This is a genomic window from Thalassovita sp. (assembly GCF_034670005.1).
Lineage (GTDB): Bacteria > Pseudomonadota > Alphaproteobacteria > Rhodobacterales > Rhodobacteraceae > Thalassobius.
Map to the genome: position 1 here is coordinate 35,357 of NZ_JAXMOH010000016.1, position 11,835 is coordinate 47,191.

Annotated in this window: 12 protein-coding genes and 1 tRNA gene; 3 read left to right on the forward strand and 10 right to left on the reverse strand. The window is 55.7% G+C overall.

Annotated features, from left to right (window positions below; genetic code table 11):
* Positions 1-64: 64 nt before the first annotated feature.
* A tRNA-Phe gene (locus VOI23_RS18480) sits at positions 65-139 on the forward strand.
* A 197-nt stretch (positions 140-336) separates the two neighbouring features.
* Here the strand turns inward: VOI23_RS18480 and VOI23_RS18485 are convergent.
* The 4 genes from VOI23_RS18485 to VOI23_RS18500 all read right to left on the reverse strand — a co-directional run bounded on the left by VOI23_RS18485 (position 337) and on the right by VOI23_RS18500 (position 5,118).
* Entirely contained in the window at positions 337-1,824 is a 1,488-nt protein-coding gene (locus VOI23_RS18485) for an AAA-like domain-containing protein (RefSeq protein ID WP_323786527.1), read from the reverse strand.
* 12 nt (positions 1,825-1,836) lie between these two features.
* The gene (locus VOI23_RS18490) at positions 1,837-4,392 is read right to left on the reverse strand and encodes an ATP-binding protein (RefSeq protein WP_323786538.1); all 2,556 of its coding nucleotides are present in this window, start codon (positions 4,390-4,392) and stop codon (positions 1,837-1,839) included.
* 241 nt (positions 4,393-4,633) lie between these two features.
* Positions 4,634-4,834 (reverse strand): hypothetical protein, encoded by a 201-nt coding sequence (locus VOI23_RS18495; RefSeq protein ID WP_323786528.1) that lies wholly within the window; start codon positions 4,832-4,834, stop codon positions 4,634-4,636.
* 65 nt (positions 4,835-4,899) lie between these two features.
* Positions 4,900-5,118, reverse strand: coding sequence for a helix-turn-helix domain-containing protein (locus VOI23_RS18500; protein ID WP_011241868.1), 219 nt, complete (start codon positions 5,116-5,118; stop codon positions 4,900-4,902).
* Positions 5,119-5,317: 199 nt separating this feature from the next.
* Here VOI23_RS18500 and VOI23_RS18505 point away from each other — a divergent pair, with 199 nt between their 5' ends.
* Positions 5,318-5,824: a GIY-YIG nuclease family protein gene (locus tag VOI23_RS18505; protein WP_323786529.1), complete on the forward strand. Its 507-nt coding sequence runs from the start codon at positions 5,318-5,320 to the stop codon at positions 5,822-5,824.
* Positions 5,825-6,441: 617 nt separating this feature from the next.
* Positions 6,442-6,672, forward strand: coding sequence for a hypothetical protein (locus tag VOI23_RS18510; RefSeq protein ID WP_323786530.1), 231 nt, complete (start codon positions 6,442-6,444; stop codon positions 6,670-6,672).
* 390 nt (positions 6,673-7,062) lie between these two features.
* Here VOI23_RS18510 and VOI23_RS18515 read toward each other — a convergent pair whose 3' ends face one another.
* The 6 genes from VOI23_RS18515 to VOI23_RS18540 all read right to left on the reverse strand — a co-directional run.
* Complete coding sequence (locus tag VOI23_RS18515; protein ID WP_323786531.1) at positions 7,063-8,088, reverse strand: AAA family ATPase; 1,026 nt, start codon at positions 8,086-8,088, stop codon at positions 7,063-7,065.
* Positions 8,085-9,056 (reverse strand): DNA-primase RepB domain-containing protein, encoded by a 972-nt coding sequence (locus VOI23_RS18520; RefSeq protein WP_323786532.1) that lies wholly within the window; start codon positions 9,054-9,056, stop codon positions 8,085-8,087. The genes VOI23_RS18515 and VOI23_RS18520 overlap by 4 nt, the downstream gene beginning before the upstream one ends.
* 70 nt (positions 9,057-9,126) lie before the next feature.
* Entirely contained in the window at positions 9,127-9,351 is a 225-nt protein-coding gene (locus VOI23_RS18525; RefSeq protein ID WP_323786533.1) for a helix-turn-helix transcriptional regulator, read from the reverse strand.
* A 93-nt stretch (positions 9,352-9,444) separates the two neighbouring features.
* Positions 9,445-9,984, reverse strand: a complete 540-nt coding sequence (locus tag VOI23_RS18530) for a hypothetical protein (protein WP_323786534.1) — start codon at positions 9,982-9,984, stop codon at positions 9,445-9,447.
* A complete protein-coding gene (locus VOI23_RS18535; protein ID WP_323786535.1) occupies positions 9,944-11,329 on the reverse strand; it encodes a tyrosine-type recombinase/integrase in 1,386 nt (461 codons plus the stop codon). The genes VOI23_RS18530 and VOI23_RS18535 overlap by 41 nt, the downstream gene beginning before the upstream one ends.
* A 349-nt stretch (positions 11,330-11,678) precedes the next feature.
* Positions 11,679-11,835, reverse strand: a 157-nt coding sequence (locus VOI23_RS18540; RefSeq protein ID WP_323786539.1) for an integrase core domain-containing protein, incomplete at its 5' end; no start/stop codon positions are given.

Here is an 11,835-nt window from a genome sequence, read left to right on the forward strand (position 1 = left end):
CCTCTGGACACCCCCCCGCGCCTCGCCTAGAACGCCTCCACCCGAACGCAAGACGTTCACCCGTGCCCGGGTAGCTCAGGGGTAGAGCAGTGGATTGAAAATCCTCGTGTCGGTGGTTCGATTCCGCCCCCGGGCACCACTTTTCCTAAATAAAACAATATCTTGCGTCTGGCTGGAATGCGCCTATCCTACATAGAATCGGTCTTGGGTATCAAACGGGTAGCGTTTTCGCGATCCCAGCACTCGATGAGATTGAAGCGCATATGAAGCTCAGCGCCAACAACCTTTGACCAGAGCACTTTTTCCGGGAAGCCGCTTCTCTGACCTTTAGTAAGGCTACGGGCCGCTAGGCAGGTCACGAAGAAAGATTTCATGCGATGCTGCAGCCACGCGAACTTCAGGGTCAAGCGCCTCATCGCTCATGTAATTTTGTGTAGCGACGCTCGGGTGGATTAGATTTCGCCAGTCCCGGAGTGCGTCAGGTACTTGCGCATTCGAGCCTAGAAGACGGTTTGCAATTTTTACAAGGTTAACTAACCGAAGGCTAGCCGCGTCGCCATAGTTCTCCCACTGATTAAGGTTACAGCCGGTGTGTTGTCCTGCGGTCCTTCGCTCTTGTTCCGTTTTCCCAGATAGGTAATCAATCAAGATAGCCTCAATCGAACAACCGTATCCTGCTAGAGCAAGCCGGTTGCTGCCACCGTTGTACGATGCGACGGCTCCTTGCTGCGCACTAACTGCAATCTCCCTGAGTTGGACATCGTTGACTTTGCTAAAGCTCGTCGGCGGAAGTGGGAAAACTGGCGCTCGTCCAACTGCCGCGTTGTTGTTGCCAAATTGCGGACTAGTTCGCGCAACCTCTTCGTAGATCGAGTTTCGAAACACGATCTGCGTACCGTTTCTTTTTGCGATGCCGCCAGTACACAAAAACGAATAATCCGGGTCGGCAGGTGAATTTGCCAACTGTCCGTCAGCAGCCAGCCTCGAAACCAGTTCAGCGAGTTTGCTTTCCGCTAGGTATCGGGAAAACAGGTTAGCGATATGATCTGTTTGACCAGATTTGAGTTCGTCAAGTGCCTGAGAAATGGCCGTCAGCATGTTCTCGGAGCCAATTGCCTTTCCCAAAAGTCTCTGAACAAGATAGGGTTGGCCCCCGACTGCAGCAAAAATAGCATCGGCGGCGTCTTGAACACCCTGCACTTCGCCAAGTGTGGTCGCGGCGAGGCCGCGCACCTCATCAATGGTTAAATCGATTGTTTCGATTTTTTCGCATACATTGAAAGGGGAGTTTGCTGCATCAATTAGGGTCTCTGGGCGAAAGGTGCCAGCAAACAGAAAAGTCAGCCGTTTAGAGGCATCAGTATCAGCAGCAAAAGCTCTTGCGCTAGACAGACCCCGCAACTGCCCAAAAAAAGAATTCCGCCAATCATCGCGCGAGATATTTGAAGCTTCATCAACGAGAACAACGATTCGTGATGTGCCAGTTGGCAGAATTTGGTTTACCGCAGTTTGCAGGTCGTCCAGACCTTCACTGTGTTCGAATGTTGTACCAAGTTGCTCAGCAATCCTTCTTGAAAACCAATTCACAAAGCCAGAATAGCTATCGACGGGTGGTTGCTGCTGTAGATCAATGTAGACGCAAGATACTCCTGCGTCTGAGATGGCTCTTTTAATTCGGATCAGAGCCGTCGTCTTCCCGTGTTGCCGCGGGCCAAGAAGCAAAACCCAACGTTGACTGAGCAACTCACTAGAAACGTTTCCGACTGCTTCGCGTTCGACGTAGCTCTCGTCGCCGATGGGAATAGGACCTTGGTAAAAGACCATTGAAACTTCTTTCTATTTACTGCCAGGCAGAGCAGTCATTCCATAGTACTCTAGAGCTCTAGGCATCCACTCTGCTCTTAACCTAAACAAGCTATCGTCGACCTCAAGAATTCCATAAAGCTGGAGCATTCGAAGCGCGGTCTCAAAATCCGGCTCCGAGGAATGGTCTAGGTCCGTTTTCACCATTGCTCTGATATCAGATTTTTCTAGAGGGCCTTCGCCAAACCGATAGGCGATAGCACGTTCCAATTGATTTGCTTGGCCCAGATACGTAGTAACATAATGCTCGGCATATTCGAATGTAGAGCACACCCTCTCGACGTCACTTGGCTCCACAGTAAAGGCGGCATTATACCGGCCAATATCGAGAGTACGAATTAATCTATCTCCAAGAAATTGAATAAGTTGGGGGTGCCCGCTCGTGTATTGCCAAGCTAAGTCTGCCGTGTCACTACGCTGTGGAAGATCAATTCCAAGTCCGCCAAGGGGCGAGAGCAGTAGTTCCAGCGCATCTTTTCTTGGAAGTTGAGTTAATTGGATCGGGCGGCAAAAATTCCAATGTGGAGATTGTGGATCCCAAATCTTCTTCGAGATTTCCCGCTCGCCGGTGAAAATGAACTGCGCATCTCCCGACTGTGAGAGTGATCGGCACGCTCTGAAGAATGCTTCTGGCACCGAGTTCTCGTCGTGCTGCATATCCCAAAGCAATAGTTGATCGATCTCGTCTAGCAATATGACAACGCGGTCTTGAGACCCCTTTTGAAGTTGCAGAGCTAAATCGGCTAAATGGCTAGGAGAAAAATCGTTTGGAATGGAAACGTTCCACTCTCTCTTTGCAAGTTTTGCGAAATCGCCCCATGTACGGACAGTTTGGCAATCTCCGAAGAAAGGGGAAAAGTTCGCATCGTTCAAATCATCACGCAGTCGCCGAAGTAACGATGTCTTGCCAATCCGCCTACTTCCAAGAAGTGCGACACTGTTTGTAGCAACCGTGGCAATCGTTGCGGCGGCTTCCTGATCTCGACCAAAGAACATTTGGCTAGGCGTAGCATTAGACAAGACATAGGGGCTGACCTTTGATAGGTCTGCTTGCCGCAGCAACTCATCAACAAAAAATGCGCGTGGAGCGGACGACTTGCTCGCCCGCGCAAGTTGCGACGGTGACAATACTACAATGCTAACAGCTCTAAGCGTTTGTAGGCGTCGATGTTCGCTGAGTTCGGTGCTCTCTAGTCCTTGAGGCGTGATAAGAATAGAAAACCGCGCATCTTGAGCTAATTCCATAGATTTCGAGGTCACTTGGAGAGACAGTTCACTATCATATGCCTGGTTTGCAGCCTTGATATAAAGCCAGTTAGGGAACGGTGCGGACCTTTCTAGCGAAAGAACGGCTTCACAATCGCCATCCACGAGTTGAATTGATGTGATATCTGCGTCAACCGCTTTGGAGAAAATCTTGATCGCCTTTTCAGGATCGAATGACGCATCTAACTCTTTTGATTGCAATACAAGATCGGAATCCTGCCATACGAGTTTCGATGCATCCGAAGACATTTGAATGCTCAAATTCCGGTTGGTTTCCACGAAACGTGCCAGCGACAGGCTTGCCTCCCTTGAGCCGAGGGGCAGGTCCGAAGCGTGAACTTCTCCACGGTCTTCCATCGTGGACATTATGATTCTATCTACTGCGGCGCTTTCCAAAGGAGCTGTTTCTGGTTCGATTTGTGTCTCCAAGAGGGCTTCGGCTAGGTCTCCCTGCTCGGCTTGTTGGATTGTCATTGGGAAGCGAACGCCCTCAAAAAGAGCCTCAAGGGCGCGTTTTGAGGTGTCCTGTATGCCCGGACCGTCAGCAATGAGTACCAGTGAGATTCCGAGTTCCCGCAAATTGCTCTGCAGGTTGGGATAAGTGACAGACAACTCCCGCTGCTGACGCCCGCCTGATTGTTGTTGAAAGACCGTAGCCACACCTGCGATTGGTCGTTCGCCTTGTAGGATGACATAATCCAAAAACCTCGACACCGACGTGTGCCTCAGGATGCTCGGTCCGGCGCTTCTCAGCTCTTGATCGGTCTGCTCGTTGACAGCACTGAGCGCGCGTTTGACAAGCCCCGCAATGCTTCTTTCGAACTGATTTCCGGAACGAAAGCGGCGCTTGAAACTGTCTTTATAAACTTCCGCAATTCTCAATTGGTCGAAAACATTGGAATTTTCCTCAAAGAGGTTTGAGAATCCGATAGTGACAAGGTTTTGCGCGAGTCTTTCGCGCTGTTTGCTTGTCGCTGGAACGGTGTCCGGTAACCCCCACTTCTCAATCTGGGTGCCGGATGCATTGAAGGCTAATAGCGATAGCAGCAAAGGGTATGACGAAGGGACCTCGGAAAGAAATGCAGAAAGGTGTTCTTGGCTGAAATCACCTCCATCGACAAAGTGTTGAAGGGCATCAATGACCTCTTTTTGCCTTGAGATTTCACTCCTTATGGCGGTCCAGTCTACAAAGTCACCGGGAGAAAGAAGGCTAGAAACAGTCGAGTTTCTTAAGTTTTCGATCCGCTTTTCCATATCGACCACTTTCAAGAACGAGCCCCGCATTATTGATCTTAGTTGCCCTCAAAGCTTCTTAACCGATCTTCCTCCGGCACACCATCATCTATGGACGATGCGTAATACTGCCGTGTTGCGGCTTGTGGTGTACGGAACGGTCTCAAAGACTGCCCTCTACCCGCGCAAATCGCTGATGCCTGCCGCCCCGTTCCACCCAAACCTTGAGGGCCGCGCGAGGCGGCCCCTTCACACTGCAACTTTTTCCGGTTCATTTAGCGAGAATCTTTCGAGCCTCCTTCTCGGCGGCGGACCCCTTTACCCACTGCCACGGGGTGCGCGGTTTCCTCGCCTTCGCCAGTTCGGGGTTGGCCTTGGCGTCGCTGGCCGCGGCGCGCAGGCGTTCACGGGCCTCGCGCGGGTCGATCTTGAGTTCGTCACAGATGGCCTTGAGCGTCACGATGTCGGTCATTTCGATCTCCTAAGTTGCTGATGCAGATCGATAAGACGCAAGGCCATAGCGTGTCAGGGATATCCCTAGTTCGGCTTGAAGATTTCCGAGACGTCTACGCCGAGGGCCTTGGCGATGCGCTCGACCACCAAGATCGACGGGTTGCGCTTCCCGGTTTCGACCCCGCTCAGGTAGGTCTGGTGAATGTCCGCACGATGGGCGACCTCTTCTTGCGAAAGGTCCTTCTCCCTCCTGATCCTCTGGATATTTCTCGAAACGCGCGATTGAATTGACATGCGCGGCATGGCGCATGGCGGTCACGCCTTCGGCCATAGACTATAAGTCATATTCGACTTAAGCTCACGGAAGGTCCGAAGTCACTGGCGACATTCAAGAATGCAGGAAGAGGCAGGGGGACGTGCGCCCTCGTGGTTGACTCATAGTCTATATGACAAGGCGAGGTCCGTTCTGTCGCCCGAAGCCCTCCTGCTGCCCGATCATGTCTTGGAGTTCATCGACCAGCACGCGGTCACGCACGGCGTCTATGGGTGGTGGTTCGACCACCGCCTGCCTCTGGTGCCAAGGGAAGAGTGCATTCAGCGCGACGGCAAGCATCTGCTCTACATCGGTATCGCGCCCCCGAAAGAGCGGCCATTGCGGCGAGGTGCGCCGACGCCCGTGAAAAGCCGCCTTTGGCGCAACCACCTGCGGGGCACCGTGCGCAGCTCGACCTTGCGCCTATCGCTCGCGGCCCTTCTCGAACAGGAGCTTGAACTGGCTTTCTGGCGCGACAAGCGAAACCGCGTGAGGATGGATCGCCACCACGAGGACAAACTGACGGACTGGATCGCCGAGCACGCGGCAATCTCGGTCGTGCAGCATGACGAACCGTGGTCCCTTGAGGAAACGCTGATCAGGAACGGGCCACCCTTGCCAATGAACCTGAGCATGTCCCGGCATCCGTTCAGATCGACGCTGAGCGACCTACGCCGCGCGCTGGGGCGAAACTGACATGACCTGCAAGTAACTCCGAGTATCGAGAGCGAAACGCGCGCGCGGCGGCGTTGTATTGAGCCAGGAGTGCCGGGTCGTGCCTCGCGCATGGTGATCCCTCCGCGAACCCGGCTGGCGCGCTGTGCGCCGCGCTGAGGCGTGCTTGACCCGCGCGAGATGGTCGCGGGGATGCGTGTGTCGGCTTGGACGCCAGCGCCTCGGAGGCGAAACGCTTTAGGGCGTGATCCACGCAAAAAAGCCCGCTCGCCCCTAAGAACACGGCCCACCCATCCCGCGCCCGCTACAGGGCGTCTGGCGCACGCTTGCCGCCGCGCAGGGTGACCACAGGGGGGAACCCGATGGGAATACGCCCGTAGAGTAGCGGAGCAGGCCGCAGAGGGTCGACCCGGTATCTTCCGCCGAATGGAGAGGGCGCAAGCACATATCGCCGCTCCAGCGCCTGCTCAAGGGCGTTGCGAGGCCAGCGCGCCTGAACCGTCTCGAAAGTTGTGCAATTGCGGTGCGTCGGCAGGGCTACCCCTGTGGTCTCCCTCGACGGTACGGGAATTACCCTGACGGGCGATGGTCCGCGATCTTATTGCGCTTGCGTCGAATCTGAAAGCAAGGAGACAAAAATGACGATACGCGCGACTTGGGCCTTCAACGGCGAGAGCAAGGTCATACTCGGGACTTGGCACCGGCTATGGTGCTTCATCTTTGGTCCACTATACTATGTATTCAAGGGCATGTGGCTGTGGGCGCTGCTGTCCCTGCTGACGGCCAACGGACTCTGGATTGGGTTCCCGCTCTATAACCGGTCCATCGTATTGCGCCACTTTCACCGCAAGGGGTGGGTGAAAGAATGACCGCCAGCACCTCCACCCAAGCAGTTTGCCACCCGAGTGGAACCCGGCGCGCGATACCGAAACCCAGCGCGAATGCGGACCGCATGAAAAGGCACGACTATTTGGCTCCGGCTCGCATCCGACAGACTGATAGATAGTCAACGGGTCGGCCCGAGGCGCTCCGCGCGGTGCCCGATGCGGCGCTGTCACAAGGCGACCACAGGGGGATGGGGGGAAGGTGTTTTTTTTTAACGCCGCGCACCCTGCGGGCAGACGAGGGGTCATATCGACTGCCGAGATTTTCGGCCCTGAGCCGTTTTCCGTTTCATTCGATGAACAGCGATAACCTCGATAACGCGGTAACCTTGGGCTTGGCCGTTGGTTATCAGGTTACCGAGGTTACTGCGTTCGTCACGTTTCGTCAGCGGCGCAGTATCGACCGCGCCCGCGCTTTTGGATTTCGCCATCTTTGTGCATCTTGAACAGCAGCTGCTTCACGTTGTCCGTCTTCCAGCCCAAGGCATTGGCGATTTCCTTTGGACCCATCGGCTCATCTGCCCCGTCGAGGACTTCAAGGATCGCGCTACGTTCATCCGAACGGCGCACCTCGTCGGCATCGCCCAACACCTTCCACATGCCGCCGACAAACTCGACCGCCTGTTCCATTTCCTCGATTTCACGCCCCCGACCGTAGAGCGTGACGCCTTGCTTGCCGCGATGCAGGACGAAGGCGGCGTCAACCGCCCCCGTCAGCCCGGTGGTGCCAGAAATCATGTCGAACGGGTCGTCCCCTTGCATTTTACGCAGGTGGTGGATGACGAGGATCGCCACACCCATCTGACCGGCCATTTCCTGCAACGGCGACAGGGCCGCATAATCGGCGTCATAGCCCTCGCGCCGCGACTGTGGCCGCACACCGGCGAATGTGTCGATAATGACGAGTTTCGGGCGGTGTGCCTCAATCCAGTCGCGCAAATCGTCAACAAGCCCGTCGCCAAGACGCCTGACCTGCGTGGCGAAGTGCAAACCCGGTGGCCAATGCTCGACATCGCCGTAGAGCTGGCTCATGCGCCGTTTTAGGCGGCGATGGTTGTCCTCCAGCGCGCAATACAGGACGGGGCCTTGGCGGCATCTGACGCTTCCCAGCGCCAAATCTCCGGTGGCGACCGCCATAGCGAAGTCCAGCGCCATCCACGACTTCCCGATTTTCGGCTTGCCCGCCAGTAGTGTGACCCCCTCGGCGAGATAGCCCTCCACTGCATATCGAAGGGGTGGGAACACTCTGGATTGAAGCGCCTCAGCCGAAATTGTCGAAATAGTTGCACCTGACGTGGACTGAGGGTTGAATTTCGCGGTGCGACTGTTCCGCTTCCGGGGGCGCGGTGTGGTCTTGGGGTGAGACTGACGGTGGTTTTGAGGGCGATGCCGTTTCGTCATTGCGCTGCCTCCACTCGTGCGATGATGCGTGAGATTTCGGTTTCCAGCGCGCTCAGGTCTTCGCCATACTTTTCCCGGAAATAGGGGCTGATCCAAAGGACACTGGCGATTTCGTCCAGCGTTGCCCCAGCTTCGTAGAGGCCAGCCACAATCGCAAACCGCCGTGCTGAACGGTCCGATGCCAAAACCTCGTCGTGCCGGATTAGGTGGCGAGTGGACGTGTCCAGTTTCGAGCGGTATTTCTTCAGAACCGCAAGACGATCATGTGCGTGGGGGTTCATGTCCAACGGCTCAATGTCCCCGACCGAAACACCATCTTTTCCGGTCAATGGACGTGGCCGGGCAGTGATCGGTTTCGGGTCGAAATGCAAAAGCGGGATGAACGGCGCGTCATACTCTGGCTTGTGGTTGAATGATCCCGGCAGTCGCAGCAGTTTGTTGGGCGCGTTGCCGCATTTGTCGCCTCCATGTCGATACGCCAGCGCCTTTGAGAACGCTTGAGCTTCTGATGGCGGATGCAGGCGGTCCCAAAACCACAGAGCTTGCGTGTTCCCCGGTGAGGTTTGCCAGACGACAGTTGGCTTTGGTTCGAAGGCGAAAGGATCGGCCCTGTCCACGTCGCACCAACCCAACCGCGTCATCAGGACCCCGCCGACTTTTCGGCTCGGACGCGCATAGACATTGGGACCGAAGTACTGGTCAAAACTGTGGCGGTCGTAGCGCAAGAGGATCGCCTGAATTGCGGTGGAGTTGCCGAGTTCGAAGAACCTGTCACGCATTTTGCTCGTCCCTTTCTTTCGAAAGCAAACATTGACGAACAGAGGCTGGTTCGAATGCCTGGGTCGGTCCCATATTTTTTCAAGAAGCCGCGATTGAGCACGCGCGACTTGGTGCTCAGTTGCGCCTTCGGACATCAGGGCCGAGTATCTGTCTGTAATTCTATTGTTTCTCATTTCCGTAGCTTTCATGCAGGCACACCACGAAGCGCACGCGAAAGCGCGTGGCTGGGCCGTGGATGCTGTTGGGTGAGTTCGCCGATCAGTATTCGGCGTAATGCGTGCGAGCGCGCTCGGCATCGCGTTCAGCGAGCCAGCCCTCAAGGTCTGACACGAACCATGCAACGCTGGTCCCGGCCATCCTTATGCGCCTTGGAAAGCGCCCACGCGCCTCCCACCGGAGCAGGGTCGTGTTGCTCACGTTGATGCCGAGGCGCTTCAAGTCGTCGCGCGTGGCCAAGGTCTTCCGACCGTCTTCGATTTTCATGATGGTCCTCCATCGGTTGATGAAGGGGCGCCCCATTGTTTTACATGCCGTCACAGATTAGCAGCGGAGGCAGGGCGAAGCGCGGGATACAAATTATGGGTTTTCGTCCCAGATCGTTTCAGATTGAACGCCGAGGCTTTCGAGCAATTCAAGAACTGCGATGATCGTGCGGGTATGTGGCGCGTCTGGATCGAACAGGGCCTCAAGCTCGGCCATATCCCGTGTGGTCAAAGACGCGCGGGCCTTGCGCCGTAGTCGATCTTCTAGGCCATCATCGCTGGCTGCGGACCCGGCAAGACTGCGAAAATCCCTAGCAGCTGCCCGAAGCGGCTTTGGATCACGCGCGATTTCCGCCTCCCACTCAGGCGTCTGCAACTCTTTGTTCACCTTGGCAATAGCTTGGCGAAGACCATCAAGTTCGCGCTTTCGATGCGCGTCCAAAATCTTGAAAAGTGCTAGGTCATCGAAGGCAGCGACGCGGCCACGGCCTCGCTTTTCACCGAAAAGAGCTTCGCGCGCTTCGGCAAGCCGCTCCTCCTCGCTTTTACGGTCGGGATGATCGTAGGCGCGAATGATGCTGAGAAGCAGGAGATCAACTTGACGCTTTCGCAATTTGGGCTTCGGTTGCGTCATTTCTCGACCTGACCAATTTCATGACTTGTTCCGACCATGTAGCGAGAGCTTCGCGCTTTTCGTCGGCATATGAATAGACATTGTAGATAGCGGCCACGCCTGAGACCACACCCGTTTTGTGGTTAAGCAGCGCCTCGGTCACGGGCTGTGGAACGCCCAGCATCGCCATGTTCGTGGACATCGTGCGGCGCAAGTCGTGAATGATCCACGGCTCCGTGCCTTCGGGCAGCGCCTTGTCGAGCCGATCCTTCAGGCGACCGAAGCCCGATACAGGCGACTTGCCGGTGGTCGTGAACACATAGTCAGAATTGAAGAACCTCGGCGTCTTGCGCAACACCTCAAGCATCGCGTCGGTGATCGGCACCGTATGTTGCCTGCCGTTCTTAGCCCGCGATGAAGGCAGCATCCAAAGTCGTTTTTCGAGGTCCAATTCTGGCCAGCGCATTTCAGCGACCTCGGCACGTCTCTGGCCGCTGAGCATCAAGAGCTTCATGCAATCCCCGAAAGGATAGCCTTCGTCGCCACAGACCGCCCACAGCGCGCCCAGCTCATCGTCGGTCAGCACGCGCTCGCGCGACCGTTCTTTGGAAAGTGGTTTCATCCCGGCGATGGGGGAGGCATCGATCATGCCGCGCTCGACGCACCAGCCCATCAAGTGCTTGAGGTGGGCCAGCGCCCGGTTCGCGCTGACCGGCGCGGATTTGTGGATCACGTCACAGGCTTTCACGACATCGGCGCGCTTGATCTCATCGATCCGCTTGCCGTGAAGGGTCGTGAACTTCGCCAGCAAGGCTTCCTTGCGTTTCCAGTCGCGGTTGTGAACCTTTGCGTGCTTCTCGATGTAATCGGGGATCACGTCGCCCAGCGTGGGCTTCGTTTCGAACGCAATGCCGGTGCGTTCCTCAAAGTGCCCAGTCTCGATTTCATAGAGAACCTGTTGCACCCGCTTCCGCGCATCAGCCAGTGATATGATGGGGAACCGCCCGATAGTCAGTCGCCGCATTTTTCCGTTGATGCGTTTGTGTAGGCAGAACGACTTGGTGCCGGACGCGCTTATGCGCAGGACAAGACCCGGCATCATCTCGTCCCGAAAATCGAGACGTTTCGACGGATCGGGCTTCTGGCCCTCGATGAATTTGGTGGTGAGTTTGCGTTTCATAAGCCCATCATAAGATGGACGGACAAGCCGCGTCAGGGACAACTCTAGACGGCTTGCAGGGTTTCGCTTCGACTTGTGCCGGAACGAGATACCCGAGTGGTCTTTGGCGTCTGTGGGTATCACTGGGGTAGCAGGAGCGGTGAGCTTGAATGCTCCGGCGTGAGACAGGGCGAGACGATCTGCCAATCGCAAAGGTCAAGTTTTTCAATCGGCTACGTTACGGGTTGAGCGATCCTGAAGCAGTGCGTGCGGATCACAAGGCTAATTGAAAATCCTCGTGTCGGTGGTTCGATTCCGCCCCCGGGCACCATTTAAATCAATAAAAACAATGATTTGATGAGTTTTGAAATCTGGCTCGCAGTTACATCAGCGCGCTGGGTGTCGCAAGGGTGCCAACGTAGACTTACGGATCGTTTTCTTGGGAATTGCCTCCAACCAACGGAACGCGATGCGACGTGTGGGAGGTTTCTTCTCGTTGGAAACCAAGCTTTGATGATTTTCGTGTCGAGTGACGTGCTCCCCTGAGAGTCCTCGATTATAAGTTAGCTCTGTTCAGGTTTTGGTTCTCTTTCGACCGTTGATGATATTCCCACGGGGTGAGCCCGTCGAGGCTCGTATGGGGGCGGTGATAGTTATAGTCTTCGCGCCAGGCGTGGATCAGATGGCGGGCATGGCGCAGATTAGAGAACAGG

What these genes read in the sequence shown, in the direction of transcription:
- VOI23_RS18485 (WP_323786527.1), bottom strand. Translation starts at nt 1,824, where the DNA reads ATGGTCTTTTACCAAGGTCCTATTCCCATCGGCGACGAGAGCTACGTC.
- VOI23_RS18495 (WP_323786528.1), bottom strand. Translation starts at nt 4,834, where the DNA reads ATGACCGACATCGTGACGCTCAAGGCCATCTGTGACGAACTCAAGATC.
- VOI23_RS18500 (WP_011241868.1), bottom strand. Translation starts at nt 5,118, where the DNA reads ATGCCGCGCATGTCAATTCAATCGCGCGTTTCGAGAAATATCCAGAGG.
- VOI23_RS18510 (WP_323786530.1), top strand. Translation starts at nt 6,442, where the DNA reads ATGACGATACGCGCGACTTGGGCCTTCAACGGCGAGAGCAAGGTCATA.
- VOI23_RS18515 (WP_323786531.1), bottom strand. Translation starts at nt 8,088, where the DNA reads ATGACGAAACGGCATCGCCCTCAAAACCACCGTCAGTCTCACCCCAAG.
- VOI23_RS18520 (WP_323786532.1), bottom strand. Translation starts at nt 9,056, where the DNA reads ATGAAAGCTACGGAAATGAGAAACAATAGAATTACAGACAGATACTCG.
- VOI23_RS18525 (WP_323786533.1), bottom strand. Translation starts at nt 9,351, where the DNA reads ATGAAAATCGAAGACGGTCGGAAGACCTTGGCCACGCGCGACGACTTG.
- VOI23_RS18530 (WP_323786534.1), bottom strand. Translation starts at nt 9,984, where the DNA reads ATGACGCAACCGAAGCCCAAATTGCGAAAGCGTCAAGTTGATCTCCTG.